This window comes from Oceanicaulis alexandrii DSM 11625 (assembly GCF_000420265.1).
Classification (GTDB): domain Bacteria; phylum Pseudomonadota; class Alphaproteobacteria; order Caulobacterales; family Maricaulaceae; genus Oceanicaulis; species Oceanicaulis alexandrii.
The window spans coordinates 2422542-2438533 of the sequence record NZ_ATUP01000001.1 but is presented as its reverse complement, the minus strand read 5'-3'; the positions used below and the strand labels follow the sequence as shown (position 1 = coordinate 2438533).

Genomic DNA, 15992 nt, shown 5'->3' with positions numbered 1-15992 from the left:
AGTATCGATCAGTGAGCCGAACGCCCTGAAGCGCACTCGATCAATTCCCATAGATGAACTAGGAATCCCACACACTGCATCACACTGAGAGGGCGCAGGACACGGACGCCCTTGCGCGTATAAAACAATCGCTGAATCGCCGCCACGCTGTGGAATTGTACGACCATCGGATCAAAGACTAATGACTAAGTATTCAATTGTAATACCCACTAAGAACCGTGGCTTTTATGCTATTGAAGCCACACGCTCTGCATTAAGTCTCGATTACGATGATTTCGAAATCATCGTGCACGATTGCAGCCCGGTTGATGCGCTTTCAGATAAAATTGAAAAAATTGATTGCCTCAAGAAAGTAAAATATTTTCACAGACCAGATATTTCCTCAATGACGGAAAATTGGGAAGCAGCACTCAATCAAACCTCCGGTCAATATGTCTGTGTTATTGGCGATGATGACGCCATTTTGCCAGATGCACTCTTATGGGCTGATTTTTATCTTGGGCTGTCTAGTGCAGATGTTTTGCGCTGCCCCTCAGCACGATACAAGTGGCCAGACTACCCATATTTACCCATGCAGAATACAATCCGGTTTACAACCGGAACAGATGCAAAATATGTCGATAACACTATTTCTGTTATCGAAAACGCCTACTCATATAAACTGCGAATAGGCACAGGTCCGGGAGTTTACCGAAACTTTGTCTCGAGACAATTATTAGAGAAAATCAAGTCCGCCCGCGGCGCCTATATTCTGGACATAATTCCTGATTTTGATTCAGGATATATGAATCTGGCTTTTGGTAAGGACCTGCTTGAAATCGAGCGGACCCTTTTCGTCTCCGGCGCCGGAGGAAAAAGTCAATCTGGTCATATCAGGCTGCCCCAGAGTCAGTCAGAAATGTATAAATCATTTGCTGGCGACGCGAAAATCCAGGCGAAAGATGTTAGCGGCATAGATGGAGTCTCTATTACATCTAACGCGGCCACGATTATTTCAGCGCAATTGCGAATGAAGCCTGAAATAGAAAAAGTGATCGGGCGCGAACTCAACTTCAATAATGAAGGTGCAATCCAGTACCTTCTGGACGGAGCGGTTGATCGACACGACAGCTCACACCTTCAAACAGAGCTGGAGCTGATCGGCGAGCTCGCGGAAAAATGGTCGGTGAGCATGACGGGGGTGGATATCAAGGCCATTAAGAATGACCCCGTCAAATTTGGCGTGACCAAAAGCAAGACCAGTGCGGACGGCCTGGTCTTTGTCATGGACTGCGACGGCGTCGGAGCAAACACGGTTCATGACGCCTCGCAGCTTGTCCATTCAGTCCTGCCGGGCATCGAGTCCGTCATGGCGCGGGCAGCCCCCAAGAAACTGGAGCTGATCCATCAAACCATTGCACATGCACGAAAGAAACGGGCGGACGCCCAGTTTTCCAAAGGGCAGTTTGCGGACGCCGAAAAGACGCTGAAATCGCTGCTGAAGTTGCAGCCCGAGGACGTAGCGGCCAGCGCTTTACTCGAGAAAGTCCGCACTGAAATGAAAGCCGATGATCATTGTGACCAGGCCGATACTGAACCTGCTTCAGAACACAATACGGAATCCTGAAGGTGGCTAATGCTATGAAAGTCGTAATTCTCGCTGGCGGATTGGGAACACGCATTAGCGAGGAATCCCATTTGAAACCCAAACCGATGATCGAGATCGGCGGCCGGCCGATCATCTGGCACATCATGAAGCATTATAGCCAGTTTGGATTTGACGACTTTGTCATCTGCTGCGGCTACAAAGGGTATATGATCAAAGAGTACTTCGCGAATTACCTGCTTCACGTCTCTGATGTCACCATTGATCTTCAAAACGACAGAATCGATGTTCATCATCGTCGCAGCGAGTCCTGGCGAATTACCCTGATCGACACCGGCGAGCACTCCATGACAGGCGGCCGCTTGAAACGCGTGGCGCCGTTCCTCGACGATCGGTTTTTCCTGACCTATGGCGACGGTGTGTCCGATGTCGATATCGGTCAGTTGCTCAAGCACCATGAAGCCTCGGGGTGCGCAGCCACAGTCACGGGAATCCAGCCCAAGGGCCGCTTTGGCTCTCTCGAACTTGATGGCGACAATGTTGTGGGCTTCCACGAAAAACTTCCCGGCGATGGGCAGTGGATCAATGGCGGCTTTTTCGTCTGTGAACCCAGCGTGCTCGACCTCATCGACGGCGATGATGTTTCATGGGAGCGGGCGCCCTTGATCAGACTGGCGCAAGACCGAAAGTTGAGCGTGTACAAGCATGACGGCTTCTGGGCCGCCATGGATACGTTGCGCGACAAGCACCAGCTTGAAGAGCTCTGGGAAAGCGGGGCGGCGCCCTGGCGGAGCTGGGCGTAGCCATGACGGATTTCTGGTCCCGTCAACGTGTCCTGATCACCGGTCACACCGGATTCAAGGGCGCATGGTTGTCAGAACAACTCTTGATGAAGGGGGCGAACGTCTTCGGTGCGGCCTTGCCGCCTGAAGGTCCTAGCGACTTGTTCGTGCGCCTGGATCATGAAAACCGACTGGACCATCGTATCGTCGACATCCGCGACTACGCTGCTTTACGGGCGCGCCTGGATGAGGCTCAGCCTGACGTCATCATACACATGGCCGCCTGCTCCCTGGTGCGCAGGTCCTATCGCGACCCGCTTGAAACCTGGCGGACCAATCTGCTCGGCTCCGTCAATTTGATGGAGGCTCTTCGTGAGACGGGCGCCATGTGTGCGGTCGTCATGGTGACGACCGACAAGGTTTACGCCAATGCAGAGACAGGTGAATCATTCGAAGAGTCGGACCGGTTAGGGGGTAACGATCCTTATTCTGCATCAAAAGCCGCCAGCGAACTTGCGGTCCATAGCTACAGACAATCGTATTTCACAGACGGCGGAGCGCGTCTGGCGACCGCTCGCGCTGGAAATGTGATCGGAGGCGGGGACTATGCGGAAGATCGTATTGTTCCGGACCTGGTGAGAGCCCTGGCGGCGGAGAAAACCCTGAAATTGCGCAACCCGTCCAGCATTCGGCCCTGGCAACATGTGCTTGACCCTCTGGCGGGATATCTTCGTCTGGCTGAAGCCCTGACAAAACCCGAGACGAACCAGTTCCAGCGCGCTTTCAATTTCGGTCCCGCGAAAGACGACAGGCGCTCGGTCTCCGACCTCGTGGAGGTCGCGTTAAAGCAATGGCCCGGAGATGTGGAGACAGCCCCTTCCAGTTCCTCTCTGCCGGAATCGAAAACGCTGCGGCTGAACGCCGAGCTGGCGCTCGACCTTCTGGAGTGGCGACCGCGCTGGAGTTTCGAGCGCGCCGTGACGGAGACAATTGACTGGTATCATCAGGTCCATGAGGGAGTTGACCCGGTCACCCTCACGCAGAACCAGATTCTCGCCTATGAGGCGCAGACGTGAAGATTGAACCATTGTCCATCGAGGGCGCCTTCGAGATCAGTGCGCCGGTTCATGCCGATCACAGGGGAGAATTCTCCCGGTTCTATTGTGAATCCACGTTTTCAGATCACGGGCTGAACACGCGATGGGTGCAGCACAACCGTTCGCTGACAAAAGTGCGAGGGGCCGTTCGCGGGATGCATTTCCAGTATCCGCCTCATGCCGAGATCAAGTTGGTCCAGTGCGTGTCCGGGGCAGTCTTCGACGTCCTGGTGGACTTGAGGGCGCACTCGAGAAGTTTCGGACAATGGCTGGCTGTGACGCTGGATTCATCGCGGCACAATGCGGTTTACATCCCACGCGGCGTCGCACACGGATTCCAGGCGCTGACAGATGACGCCCGATTGATTTACCTGCATTCCAGCACTTACGCGCCACAGGCTGAGGGCGGGGTCCGCCATGATGACCCGGATCTGGATATCGCTTGGCCGCTCCCTGTCGTTGAGGTATCGCAGAAAGACCGCGCCCTCCCCTCTCTCTCACGCATTCAACCTGTTGAATTATGACCTTTTCATGCCGTCATTGCGCGTCGCCTGTCTCCCGCACCCTGGTCGATCTGGGGCATGCGCCGCCGTCTAACGCCTATATTGAGCCCGAAGCGGCGAATTCTGCGGAGCTGACATTTCCCTTGCGCGTCGGAGTCTGTGAAGCCTGCTGGCTCGTGCAGACAGAGGACTTCACTGAACGAGAGCGCCTCTTTTCGGCGGATTACGCCTATTTCTCATCAACTTCCACATCCTGGCTGAGGCATGCGCGTCAATACTGTGAAACCACGATTGAACGGTTCGCTCTGTCAGCAAACAGCTCTGTCATCGAGATCGGCTCGAATGACGGGTATCTTCTTCAATACATGAAGCAGGCTGAGATCCCCTGTTTAGGGGTGGAGCCAACGGCCAGCACGGCCGCAGCCGCACGCGCAGCCGGTATTGAGGTGGTGGAGGCGTTTTTTGGTTCGGAGTTGGCCCGTATGCTGGCCGAACGTCGCCCCGCGGACCTTGTCTTGGCCAATAATGTCTACGCCCACGTCCCCGACATTGTTGATTTCACTGAAGGTCTAGCGCAACTGCTTTCGCCTGAAGGTGTCGTCAGCCTGGAATTCCCACACCTGCTGAATCTGATCCGGGACTGCCAGTTCGATACGATCTATCACGAGCATTATTCCTACCTTTCATTGCTTTCAGTGCGGCAGATCTTCAATGCATGCGGCCTCCGGGTCTTTGATGTAGAGCGCTTGCCGACCCATGGCGGGAGTTTGCGGGTCTGGGGCTGCCTTCAAGGCGCAGGCCATATGGAAACTGAGGCTGTCCATGCGGTGCTGGCGCAGGAACGCGCCGCAAGCCTCGATCGGGCTGAGGGGTATGCGCCATTCCAGGGTCAAGCGAATGCGCGCAAGAACGCGTTCCTTCGCTTCTTGCTGAGTGCGCAACGGGATGGGCGCAGCGTTGCAGGGTATGGCGCCGCGGCGAAAGGCAACACCTTGCTCAATTATGCCGGGATCAAACCGGATTTGCTGCCATATGTGTGCGATGCGGCCCCGTCCAAGCAAGGCAAGCTCTTGCCTGGAAGCCATATCCCCATCCGCTCGCCCGAAGTGCTTGAGCAGGACCCGCCTGATTATCTGGTGATCTTCCCGTGGAACATTGCGGATGAAATCGAACGCCAGTTGGCGCACTTGAAACGCCATGGCACTCAATTCATCACATCCGACATTCCGGAGGCTTGAGGCGTGCGCATTCTAATCACGGGCGCCACGGGATATATCGGCCGAGCGCTCCTGCCATCACTGTCTCGTTCGGGTCATGTGCTCCGATGTGTGGTCCGGGACCCGTCGCAGACACTTGCAAGCGCAGATGAGCATGTCGTCTTGCCCGACTTGTTCACGGCTTCCGATGGCGAGCTTCGCGCGGCCCTGAACGGGATCGATCTCGTCATCCATCTTGCCTGGTATGTGGACGCCCGGGACTATCTGCATGCTCTGGACAATCTCGTATGCGTGTCCGGCACCCTCAGGCTCGCCCATGAAGCGCTTGAGCTGGGTATTAGCAGGTTTGTCGGTGTCGGAACCTGTCTGGAATATGATGCGAACTATGGCTATCTCACACCTCAGACCCCGCTCGCGCCCGTATCTGTTTATGCGTGCGCCAAAGCAGGCGTTTACCAGACTCTGCTCGCAGCATACGAGCGCGCAGACTCAGACTTCGCCTGGGCCAGGTTGTTCCACATTTATGGCGGGCAGGAAGACCCTCGCAGGCTGACGCCGTACTTGCGCGCCCGTCTCGCGGCGGGGCAAGTCGCCGAATTGACCTCCGGTCGCCAGATTCGCGACTACATGCATGTGGATGCAGTCGGTGAGCAGCTGTCCCGGTTCGCTTTGTCTGAAACTTCCGGCGCCGCCAATATCTGTTCGGGCGACCCCGTCACTGTCGCCAATTTCGCGCAACGCATCGCGGCCGAATACGGCCGCGATGACTTGTTGCGGTTTGGGGCTCGGCCTGATCGACCTGACGATCCGGCTTGCCTGGTGGGCGAGCCCTGGAGCGCCGCTCCAGCTATCGGGGATAGCCGGTCATGACCTCGACGCTCAAAACCCTTCTCCGCTTTGAAGGCTATCCGGCGTTACAGAACAAGATGTTCGACACCCGCCAAGCCGCATTGAACAGCCCGACCGGGGATATCCATCTGGTCGAGTGCCTTCAGACAGGACTGGTCTACAATGCGGCCTTTGAACCTGACCTCGTGGTCTACGATCAGGATTACGAGAACGATCAAGGGTTCAGCCCGCGGTTTGAAGCGCATCTCAAAGACGTTGCCGACCTTGTTCTGGAGCAGATGCGCGGACCGTCCTTTGTCGAGATTGGCTGCGGGATGGGGCGCTTTCTGCAGGTGCTGCGGGAGCGGGGCGGACAGGTGCGCGGTTATGATCCCGCCTATGTTGGGGATGACGGCGATATTGTCAGCGCGCCCTTTACGGGACAGGAGCCTCTGGCGGGCAGCCATATTGTGCTGAGACATGTGCTGGAGCACGTACCGGATCCAGTCGGATTTTTAGCCGGCATGGCCACCAAGGCAGACCCGGGAACACTCATCTACATCGAAGTGCCGTGTTTTGACTGGATTTGTGAAGCGCGCGCCTGGTTCGACATCTTCTACGAGCACGTCAACTATTTCAGGCTGTCAGACTTCCACAACATGTTCGGGCGGGTCCTGTTCGCTGATCGTGGTTTTGATGGCCAGTATCTGCGCGTCATCTGCGACCTCTCCACCTTGCGTGTCCCGACCTATCGGCCTGATCATGCTGTGCGTTTTCCGGACGACTTCATGAAGGGCGTGGAGGAAGAAGTGAGCGCGCAGCAAGGAGCTCAGCCGGTGATCTGGGGCGGAGCCTCAAAAGGCGTTATTTACGCTCTGCTATGCCAGCGCGCGGGCTGCGCCGTACAGCGGGTCATCGACATCAATCCCGCCAAGCAAGGACGTTTTCTGGCGTCCACAGGGCTGGAAGTCATGAGTGCGGAAGCGGGCTTGAAAGACTTGCCTGCAGGCACTGAAATCACCGTCATGAATGCGAATTATCTAGATGAAATTCAGAGCATTGTCGGTGATCGTTTTACATTAAGAGGCATGTTCAGTGGATCAGTATGAGACCGAAGTCAGGAAGCGCCTGCAGACGATGTCGCAGGACGCTGACTTGGAGTCTGCAGCCAAGGCCTTTCTCGAGGCCTCAATTGCAGCTCAGTACTCCTATAACTTCAACTGGTTAGGCGTACCCATCATACAATACCCGCAGGACATCATGGCGCTGCAGGAAATCGTCTGGCAGGTGCGTCCCGATGTAATTGTGGAAACCGGTATCGCGCGCGGCGGCTCGCTGAGCTTGTCCGCCTCTTTACTGGCGCTGCTGGACCTCAGCGAGATGGAAGCGACAGGCCAACAGGTTTCAAGCCAGCGGCGCGTCATTGGTGTCGATATTGATATCCGACCCCACACCCGGCAAGCCATCGACAAGCATCCGTTCAAAAATCGCATTACGATGATTGAAGGGTCTTCAGTGGACACAGACGTCATCGCATCCGTGCGCCGTGCTGTGGGAGATGCGAAGACCGTTCTGGTCTGCCTCGACAGCCATCATGGCCATGATCATGTGCTGCAGGAGCTGGAAGCGTATGCGCCGCTCGTCTCTGTCGGGAGCTATTGCATCGTCTTTGATACAATTATTGACGACCTTGAGGATTCCTTGCTCTTCGACCGGCCTTGGGGGCCGGGCGACAATCCCAAAACAGCCGTTGAATCCTGGCTAAAGAACCACAATGAATTCGAAATAAACAAAGAGCTGAACCACAAGCTACAAGTTACTGTCGCAAAAGACGGCTACCTCATAAGAAAGAAATAAGCCTTTACACCAATTGCAGGCATAGCTCTTCTTCGAGAAAAGAAGCCAGGCACGCCGCCTTTCCAGAATTTTCTCTACAAGGTGTTCGCGCCTGAACGAATGTGCTGTCAGAGTGGTTTCTTGGCGGCGGCTTCGGGATGTGAGCCAACTGGCCCTATTCTCGCCCGTCGCGTTCCAGTTTGCGACGCACGGCCTCAGCCGCCGCATCGGCCGTCTTGTCGCGGCGGGTCCTGGCGGGCTTGGTGAGGAAGATGAACGCCACCACCGCGCCCGCCGCCAGAAGAAGCGTCAGCTCCAGCATGGCTAGAGCCCGAAGCGCGCCCAGGCGGCGCGCAGCTCCACGCCGTCAAGAGCGATCCCGAACAGGCGGCTGAGCGGCCCCTGACTGGCGGGGGTGAAGACTTTTGTGCGGGTGTCCTTGCCAAAGCGCGCTTTCAGCACGGTGCGCAGATCGCCGATCTCGTCAGCGATGCCGTTTTCGATCGCTTCGGTTCCGGTGAAGACCGAGCCGTCAAACAGCTCTTCGCCCTTTTTGGGTTTGAGCATGTCGCCGCGGCGCGCTTTGACGAGGTCGATGAACTGGCTGTGCACCGAATTCAGAAGCCGCTCCATGCGCTTTTTCTGCTGATCGGTTTCAGGCGAGAACGGGTCTGCGATCAGCTTGCTCTTGCCGGCGGTCTTCACCCGGCGTTCGACGCCCAGCTTGTCCATGGCTTCAGTGAAGCCAAAGCTGGCGTTGATCACCCCGATCGAGCCAATGATCGTGGCGGGATCGACAAAGATCTCATCGCCCGACACCGCCAGGAAATACCCGCCCGACGCGGCCACATCTTCGCAGAAGGCGAGAACCGGCTTGTCCTTCTCCTCCGCCAGCGCGCGGATGCGTTCATGGATCAGGCGCGACTGCACCGGGCTGCCGCCAGGCGAATTGATCAGCAAGGCGACGGCAGGCGCATCCTGGATCGAGAAAGCGCGCTCGATCTGTTTCTCAACCCGCTGCAGGTTCAACGCGTTCGCATTGCGTCCCCCCGACATGATCATGCCTTCAAGGCGGATCACCGGCACCAGCGGCGTGTCCTGTCCCAGAAGCTGACGGACAGTCTTTTGCGCTTTCGTCCAGGCCGCACTCAGGGTGTCTTTTGCTGACATTCTTTGTCTCTCCAACCAGATAGGGAACAGTTGGGGGTTTTAGCGGCGCAAGGCAAGGCGGCGCTCGCCGCGGAAGATGGCGTCAGCCTCCGGCGTGATGCCTGATCCGCCGGTTTCGTGCAAGGTCAGGGGCGGCAGGAGTTGAAGCGGCCCCTTGCCGGTCTTGGTCGCCTGCACCAGCACCCGCTTTGCGGGCTCTGCGGCGCGCGCCTGAACAGGCAGGATGACGACCGCGCCCGCCCGCCCTTTCAACGCGAGAAGCAGATCATCAAGCCGGTCGGCGCGCTGGATCACCGTCAGCACCCCGCCTGATTTGAGCCGTTTGAGCCCCGCTTCCATCCACGCCTCAAGCCCGGCGTCCGACATCCAGGCGGGTGTTTTTCCGCTCTTGGGCGCGCGCAAGGTCGTCGGGTCGTCAAAGAAGGGTGGGTTGAAGAACACCGCATCCAGCTCGCGCGCGGCCCTGAAGCCCAGCGCATCACCCTCGGTCACCGAGACCCGGTCTTCACACCCGTTCAGCACGATATTGCTCTGCGCCAGGGCGGCGGCTTCAGGATCCCGCTCGATCCCGGTCAGGTGGGCGTCTGGATACAGCGCCGCCGCGCTCAGCAGCGCCGCGCCCGCGCCGCAGCCGAACTCGAGCGCGCGCTGGCCCGGCTTTAGCCCCAGCGCCGCCGCCAGCACCGCCGCGTCCATGCCGGCGCGATAGCCGTCTTCAAGCTGGTGCAGTTTGATCTTGCCGCCCAGAAAGGCGTCCGGCGCACGGGTCACTGTTCCGCATCGTCCTTGAGCGCATCAATCAGCATGGCCTTGGCGCGATCGGCATCCTGCTCCCGGACCAGAATCCGGCGCTTGATCCAGGGCAGCGCCCCGCCAAAGGTCGAGGAGGTCTGCTCGTCCAGCGTCACCGCCTCGATCCCCGCCTCCTTGAGAATCGCCTGGGCGAAACTCAGTTTCACGGGATCGTTTGTCGCCAGCACTTCGATCATTTAGGTCTCCGCCCTATATGGTGTTGAGGCATAATGAACCATCCAATGCGTTCGCACAGCGTCATGTGCTTGCCGCGTCATGGGGCGCCACCTATTGTGCGGCGCGCTGAACGAGAACATCAAGGGGCTCGGGGTGAACGGACTCCCTCAGGCAGATATTCCGGCAGAACCGGTGAATCCGGTGATCCGGCTGGCGACGCTCGCCAGCGATGACATGGCCGCTGTTGAGGCCGTGATCGAAGAACGTATGGCCAGCGCCACCCATTCGATCCCGCAAACGGCCGACTATCTGGTGGCTGCGGGGGGCAAGCGCATCCGGCCGCTGATCACCGTCACAGCCGCGCGCATGCTGGGCTATGAAGGCGCGGGCCATGTGTCATTGGCGGCGGCGGTGGAATACATCCACTCCGCGACGCTGCTTCATGATGACGTGGTGGACGAAAGCGAGCTGCGCCGCGGCAAGGCGCCCGCCAACGCCGTCTGGGGCAACGCGCATTCCGTGCTGGTCGGCGATTTCCTGTTCGCGCGCTCTTTCATGATGATGGTCGATGCGGGCTCCATGGACGCGCTTCATGTGCTCAGCCGCGCCGCGTCGGTGATCGCCGAAGGCGAGGTGCGCCAGCTGGCCGCCGTGCGCAATATCGACATCAGCCGCGCTGAATATATGAGCATCATCGACGCCAAGACCGCCGCGCTGTTCTCGGCCGCCGCCCAGGTGGCGCCGATCCTGAACGGCTCGGACAAGGCGGTCGAAGACGGGCTTGAGACCTATGGTCGCGAGCTGGGCCTCGCCTTCCAGCTGGTCGATGACGCGCTTGATTATGGCGGCATGGCGGCTGAGCTCGGCAAGAACACCGGCGATGATTTCCGCGAAGGCAAGATCACCCTGCCCGTCGCGCTGGCGCTGGAAGCGGCAGATGATCAAGAACGCGCTTTCTGGAAACGTGTGATCAGCGATGGCGAGCAGTCGGACGCTGATTTCGACGAAGCGCTCGCCATCCTGACAAAGCATGGCGCGCTTGACGCCACGCTCGAAGCCGCCCGCGCCCATGCCGCGAACGCGGTCAATGCGCTCAACATCGCGCCTCGCAACGAGTGGACAGAGGCGCTGGCCGCCCTGCCCGAGTTTGTTGTGGAACGCGCATACTGATCCTTGAGGGCGGCGCAGAGCCGCCCTTTTCACATCTTCCCCAGAAAGAGGTCCGCCATGCGCATCTCCAGCCAGTTTGATTCCGGCAATATCGTTGTGAAGTCCGCTTCCGACCCCAAGGACATTCGCCTTGAGATCAAAAAGGACAAGGGCTCGGACTTCTATCAATGGTTCCATTTCCGCCTGTCCGGCGCGAAGGGCCAGACCTGCTGCATGGTGATCGAGAACGCCGGCGGCGCCGCGTATCTGGACGGCTGGGACGGCTATCAGGCCGTCGCGTCTGAAGACCGCGAGCATTGGGAGCGGATCGAGACGTCATACGCTGACGGTCAGCTGACCCTGACGCTCACCCCGGATGCGGACGCCGTGTGGATCGCTTATTTCGCCCCCTATTCCATGGCCCGCCATGACGCCCTGATCGCCGCCTGCCAGGCCGATCCCCGCGTCACGCTCGATGTGATCGGCGAGACGCTGGACGGTCGCGATATCGACCGGCTCATCGTGGGCGAACCCGGCGACGGCAAGAAGACGCTATGGATCACCGCGCGCCAGCACCCAGGCGAGAGCATGGCGGAATGGGCGGCCGAAGGCCTTCTGGAGCGTCTTCTGGATGACAATGATCCGGTGGCGCGCGACCTGCTGTCAAAAGCCGTCTTCCACATCGTGCCGAACATGAATCCGGACGGGTCGTTTCGCGGCCATCTGCGCACCAACGCCAAGGGCGTGAACCTCAACCGCGAATGGGACAAGGCGAGCGCCGAGAACTCTCCGGAAGTCAAATGCGTGCTCGACGCCATGGAGCAGACCGGCGTCGACTTTTTCCTCGACATGCATGGCGACGAAGGCCTGCCCTATAACTTCATCGCGGGCGCCGAAGGCGTGCCGGGATGGACGGAGAGCGATCAGAAAAAGCTCGACGGCTACAAGGCGGAACTGAAACGCTTCAACCCCGATTTCCAGACCGCGTTCGGCTATGACGTCGATGCGCCGGGCAGCGCCGACCTTTCGATCGCGACGCACTGGATGCGGCATCATTTCAAATGCCTCGCCATGACCCTGGAAATGCCGTTCAAGGACAATGCGGACATGCCTGACGCCATCTATGGCTGGTCGACAGAGCGCTCGATGAAACTCGGCGCCAGCCAACTCGACGCCATTCGCGCGATGCTCGATCAGCTCTGATCAAAGGTGAAGTCCCGGCCTGACCTTGCGTCAGGTCGGGCGCTACCGCCCGACAACCCGCCCGACCGACACGTGAAGCGCGGTCAGGACCACCGTCCAGAGCGCGAACACCATCGGCACGGCGCCGTCCATCATCTGGGCGGCGATCAGGCCTGTGAGCCCGATCCCGGCGGTCAGCCCGCCATAGACGAGCGCGATCGCCTGATGGCTCCAACCTGAATCAATCAGGCGCTGATAGGCGTGCTCACGATGGGCCGACAACGAAAACCGGCCATGCCGCGCCCGGCGCAGCAGGGTCAGCAGAACGTCCGCCAGAAAGACCAGCACGAACAAGGGCGCCAGCCAGAGCGTGCCGGAAAAGCCGTGATTGACCAGCGCCAGCGCACCGCCCGCATAGAGCGCCCCGGCGCCCAGCGCGCCCACATCGCCCGCAAACAGTTTCGCCGGCGGCCAGTTCAGCACAACAAAGCCGGCAAGGCTCGCGGCCAGCAAGGCCCCCGCAATGACGCTGGTCATCACGCCTGCCGCCAGCCCGGCGACGCACAGCGCAACGCCCGCGGGGATCATCACCGCAGCAAGGATGCCGTCCGAGCCATCCATGAAGTTCGCCGCATTCACGACCACGAACACAAACAGCGCCGAGCCGATCCAGCCGACGAGCATCGGCAGCGCAAAGCCGAGCTCATAGGTCAGCCCGAACCGGGTGACCGGTCCGGCCGCGGACACCATCGCCGCGCAGAAAACGATGAAGGAGACCAGTTTGAGGCGTTCATCGAGCACAAAGAGGTCATCGAGAAACCCCAGCAGGCCTAACAGCGCCGTCACGATCAGAACACCCCCCAGCGCCGAGGCGCCCAGGGGAAAGGCGCTGGCCACCAGCGCCCCGGCGCCCACACCCGCCAGAACGCCCACCCCCCCGCCGCGCGGCGTGGGGGTCTTGTGACTGGACCGAGCGTTCGGCAGATCGAGCACGCCGCCCTTCAAGACCAACACAGAGACGACAAAGCTCACCAAGGCGGCGGTGAGCGCCATGGCGAACAGCGCCCCGCTCACGCTGCGCCCCCGAACACCACAGCGCGGCTGGTCCAGTCCGGGTGCTCGCCTGCGATCATACGGGACGCCCTGTCCGCGGACTCCGGCGTTTCGAACATCGCAAAACAGCTCGCCCCTGACCCGGACATGCGCACAAGGCGCGCGCCAGGCTGACGCTTCAGCGCCGCCAGCGCCGGCTCGATAACCGGGCAATGCGCGATCGCGGGCGCCTCAAGATCATTGCCGTCCAGCGCCAGACGATTGAGCGCCGCCTCCAGATCGCCCGCCAGCATGGGCGCTCCGGGAGATAGCGGCTGCGGCGCTGTCGCATCATAGGCCTTGAACACGGGCCCAGTGGGCACCGGCGCCCCGGGATGCACGATCACCCCATGAAGGGCCGGCCAGGCGATCAACGGGGTGACGCGTTCGCCGATGCCTTGCATCCGTAAGGGGCGAGCATGAACACAGGCCGGCACGTCCGCGCCGACCACCGTGCCGATCTCTGCAAGTTGCTTGAGGGAAAACCCCAGATCCCAGACCCGGTTCAACACGCGCAGCGCCGCCGCCGCATCTGAAGACCCACCGCCGAGCCCCGCCGCGACCGGCAAATGCTTGTCCAGCGTCAGATGGGCGCCCAGCTCGGGCTGGTCCGCCGCAGCGCGCAAGGCGTAGGCGGCTTTCAGCACCAGGTTTTGCGGATCCGACTGCAGGCCATCAGCCCCCGGCCCCGTAAGGCTGAGCGTCAGTGTGTCAGCGGGCTGCGCGCTCAACGCATCGCCCCAGTCCGCGAACACCACAAGGGAGTCGAGCGGATGGTAGCCGTCAGCGCGCGGCGGACCGACGCGCAGGCTGAGATTGACTTTGGCGGGGGCGAATTCACTGGCTGCGTCTGTCATGACGCCGCTCTCATGGCAGATCGGGCGGCCCGGCGTCCAGTCCCAGCTCCAGCCGGCGCTCGATCAGCTCACGCTCGCCCTCATCCAGATCCAGCTCCAGCGCCCGGCGCCATTGGAACTCCGCCTCCAGCTGACGGCCGGCGGCGGCGTAGGCGTCGCCCAGATGCCAGTTATTGGTGGCGCTGTCCGGGCTCAAGGTGACTGCACGCTCCAGCCAGTAGATCGCATCACGCAAATTGCCGAGCTTGTAATGCCCCCAACCCAGCGAATCCGTAATGGCGCCGTTGGACGGGTCCAGCGATACGGCCCGCTGGACCATGCGCAGCCCGCGTTCGAGCTGCTCACCCTTCACGATCAGATTATAGCCCAGATGATTGAGCACCAGCGGCTCGTCGGGCGCCTGCTCCAGCGTGCGTTCGAACAAGGGCTCCGCCACGTCCCAGCCTTCGACGATTTCGGTGCAGGCCGCCTGGTAGAACACATAGCGCCAATCCGCTTCGCCACGCTCTTCCCGCGCTTGTTCAACCACATGCGCGTAAATCGGTATGGCGTCGCTACAGCGATCGGTCACGCGGAGCATATCCGCCAGCAAGAGCTGATGCGGGATGGTTGGACTTTGCTCGACCAGCGCGCGCGCCTCATCCACCAGGCTCTCGCGCTCCTCCATCCGGAATTGCAGCCAAATCCGATTGACCTGGACGCCCTCATACAGCGGGCCGTCGTCGATCTTGGCGTATTCAGCCAGCGCCGCCTCTTGCAGATCGAGACTGTCGAGCATCTGGGCGATGGTCAGGGTGTTGTAATGAAAATTCGGGTCCAGACGCTGGATCACGCGCAGGAACAGCACCGTATATTCGCCGCCCGCCCGGTTGCTGACGATGGAGGCTGGCGGAAACAGCGCCCGCGCGGCGGCTTCCCGCGCACGCGGAAACCGTGGCGGACGGCCGCCATGGTCCAGACGCGCCAGCGCCGCTTCCACATCAGGGCGCTCGACTGAGCGGATCTCCAGCGCCTCTTCATAAAGCGAGCGCGCCGCATCCACTCGTCCCTGACGCTCCAGAAATGCGCCATACATCAGGGTATTGAAAGTGATCAGGCCAGGCATGCCGGCGCGGGCGTTCTGATAGGCGGCGTCCGCCGCTTCATCCTGGCCCAGATGCTCGAGAACGAGCGCGCGATGCAGCCAGTGCTCGGCTGAGGGTGTTTGCGGCGTCGCCAGACTGATATCGCTTTGCGCCCAGGACACCTCCTGCCCCCGCGCAATGGCGTCCCAGTCTTGAAGAATATCGGTGACGAGGTTTGAAAACACGCCGACGGCGTTGTTCTCCAGCTCAACAGGCTCCCGGCCGTGTCCAAGGCTCAGGGCGCGCCAGTATATGCCGGCGATCTGAGCGGTCTCCGGATCATTGGCGGCCTGCTCGGCCACCTGATCGGCGCGATCGAAATCTCCCGCCACCAGGGCGGCGAAGAAAGCGCGCTGCGAGATCAGCGTCGAGTCCGGCGCCCGGTCTAGCGCCTGAGCGTACAGCTCGGACGACGCTTCCAGATCGCGAGACGAGCCGGCGTAGCGCGCCGCCAGATAGGAGCCGTAGACCGAACGTTCTTCATGACCGAACCCGGCGTCAGGCAAGCTGGCGCACGCGCTCACGCTCAATCCAAGGCCCAGGCCCAAGATCGAGGTCAGCGCGGCGCGAAAGCCGGTGTCGGGGCGCATCTTCGCCCCGC

The 15992-nt window shown here is 60.3% G+C and carries 17 protein-coding genes; 10 read left to right on the top strand and 7 right to left on the bottom strand.

From position 1 onward, the window contains the following. Window positions 1-181: 181 nt before the first annotated feature. The 8 genes from G405_RS16850 to G405_RS0111630 are packed head-to-tail and all read left to right on the top strand — an operon-like array spanning window position 182 to window position 7869. The gene (locus tag G405_RS16850; protein WP_084683476.1) at window positions 182-1606 is read left to right on the top strand and encodes a tetratricopeptide repeat-containing glycosyltransferase; all 1425 of its coding nucleotides are present in this window, start codon (window positions 182-184) and stop codon (window positions 1604-1606) included. A 14-nt stretch (window positions 1607-1620) separates the two neighbouring features. Further along, on the top strand, window positions 1621-2388 hold the full coding sequence (gene rfbF, locus G405_RS0111660; RefSeq protein WP_022701706.1) for a glucose-1-phosphate cytidylyltransferase: 768 nt from the start codon (window positions 1621-1623) through the stop codon (window positions 2386-2388). 2 nt (window positions 2389-2390) lie between these two features. Beyond that, a complete protein-coding gene (rfbG, locus tag G405_RS0111655; protein WP_022701705.1) occupies window positions 2391-3443 on the top strand; it encodes a CDP-glucose 4,6-dehydratase in 1053 nt (350 codons plus the stop codon). Beyond that, on the top strand, window positions 3440-3988 hold the full coding sequence (rfbC, locus tag G405_RS0111650) for a dTDP-4-dehydrorhamnose 3,5-epimerase (protein ID WP_022701704.1): 549 nt from the start codon (window positions 3440-3442) through the stop codon (window positions 3986-3988). The genes rfbG and rfbC overlap by 4 nt, the downstream gene beginning before the upstream one ends. Continuing rightward, window positions 3985-5205 (top strand): class I SAM-dependent methyltransferase, encoded by a 1221-nt coding sequence (locus tag G405_RS0111645; protein ID WP_022701703.1) that lies wholly within the window; start codon window positions 3985-3987, stop codon window positions 5203-5205. Before rfbC ends, G405_RS0111645 begins: the two co-directional genes overlap by 4 nt. Window positions 5206-5208: 3 nt before the next feature. Then, window positions 5209-6054 carry an NAD-dependent epimerase/dehydratase family protein gene (locus G405_RS0111640; protein ID WP_022701702.1) on the top strand — a complete coding sequence of 282 codons (846 nt, stop codon included), beginning with the start codon at window positions 5209-5211 and terminating at the stop codon, window positions 6052-6054. After that, window positions 6051-7121 (top strand): class I SAM-dependent methyltransferase, encoded by a 1071-nt coding sequence (locus tag G405_RS0111635; protein ID WP_022701701.1) that lies wholly within the window; start codon window positions 6051-6053, stop codon window positions 7119-7121. The genes G405_RS0111640 and G405_RS0111635 overlap by 4 nt, the downstream gene beginning before the upstream one ends. Then, window positions 7108-7869: a cephalosporin hydroxylase family protein gene (locus G405_RS0111630; protein ID WP_022701700.1), complete on the top strand. Its 762-nt coding sequence runs from the start codon at window positions 7108-7110 to the stop codon at window positions 7867-7869. Before G405_RS0111635 ends, G405_RS0111630 begins: the two co-directional genes overlap by 14 nt. A 154-nt stretch (window positions 7870-8023) precedes the next feature. Here G405_RS0111630 and G405_RS17025 read toward each other — a convergent pair whose 3' ends face one another. From G405_RS17025 to G405_RS0111610, 4 genes are read right to left on the bottom strand one after another with little or no spacing between them, the layout of a single operon-like run. After that, entirely contained in the window at window positions 8024-8170 is a 147-nt protein-coding gene (locus G405_RS17025; RefSeq protein ID WP_022701699.1) for a hypothetical protein, read from the bottom strand. Window positions 8171-8172: 2 nt separating this feature from the next. After that, the gene (locus G405_RS0111620; RefSeq protein WP_022701698.1) at window positions 8173-9018 is read right to left on the bottom strand and encodes a S49 family peptidase; all 846 of its coding nucleotides are present in this window, start codon (window positions 9016-9018) and stop codon (window positions 8173-8175) included. Window positions 9019-9057: 39 nt separating this feature from the next. Next, window positions 9058-9789, bottom strand: coding sequence for a tRNA1(Val) (adenine(37)-N6)-methyltransferase (locus G405_RS0111615; RefSeq protein WP_022701697.1), 732 nt, complete (start codon window positions 9787-9789; stop codon window positions 9058-9060). Further along, window positions 9786-10007 carry a putative signal transducing protein gene (locus tag G405_RS0111610; protein ID WP_022701696.1) on the bottom strand — a complete coding sequence of 74 codons (222 nt, stop codon included), beginning with the start codon at window positions 10005-10007 and terminating at the stop codon, window positions 9786-9788. The genes G405_RS0111615 and G405_RS0111610 overlap by 4 nt, the downstream gene beginning before the upstream one ends. A gap of 214 nt (window positions 10008-10221) precedes the next feature. Here G405_RS0111610 and G405_RS0111605 point away from each other — a divergent pair, with 214 nt between their 5' ends. Together G405_RS0111605 and G405_RS0111600 are read left to right on the top strand one after the other, a co-directional pair. Continuing rightward, on the top strand, window positions 10222-11157 hold the full coding sequence (locus tag G405_RS0111605; RefSeq protein WP_407667932.1) for a polyprenyl synthetase family protein: 936 nt from the start codon (window positions 10222-10224) through the stop codon (window positions 11155-11157). A gap of 57 nt (window positions 11158-11214) precedes the next feature. Further along, window positions 11215-12339 carry a M14 family metallopeptidase gene (locus G405_RS0111600; protein WP_022701694.1) on the top strand — a complete coding sequence of 375 codons (1125 nt, stop codon included), beginning with the start codon at window positions 11215-11217 and terminating at the stop codon, window positions 12337-12339. Between the two features lie 42 nt (window positions 12340-12381). Here the strand turns inward: G405_RS0111600 and G405_RS0111595 are convergent, their stop codons facing one another. From G405_RS0111595 to G405_RS0111585, 3 genes are read right to left on the bottom strand one after another with little or no spacing between them, the layout of a single operon-like run. Next, on the bottom strand, window positions 12382-13392 hold the full coding sequence (locus G405_RS0111595) for an MraY family glycosyltransferase (protein ID WP_022701693.1): 1011 nt from the start codon (window positions 13390-13392) through the stop codon (window positions 12382-12384). Beyond that, window positions 13389-14267 carry a 4-(cytidine 5'-diphospho)-2-C-methyl-D-erythritol kinase gene (locus tag G405_RS0111590; RefSeq protein WP_022701692.1) on the bottom strand — a complete coding sequence of 293 codons (879 nt, stop codon included), beginning with the start codon at window positions 14265-14267 and terminating at the stop codon, window positions 13389-13391. Before G405_RS0111590 ends, G405_RS0111595 begins: the two co-directional genes overlap by 4 nt. A 10-nt stretch (window positions 14268-14277) precedes the next feature. Then, on the bottom strand, window positions 14278-15981 hold the full coding sequence (locus G405_RS0111585) for a tetratricopeptide repeat protein (protein WP_022701691.1): 1704 nt from the start codon (window positions 15979-15981) through the stop codon (window positions 14278-14280). Window positions 15982-15992: the final 11 nt, after the last annotated feature.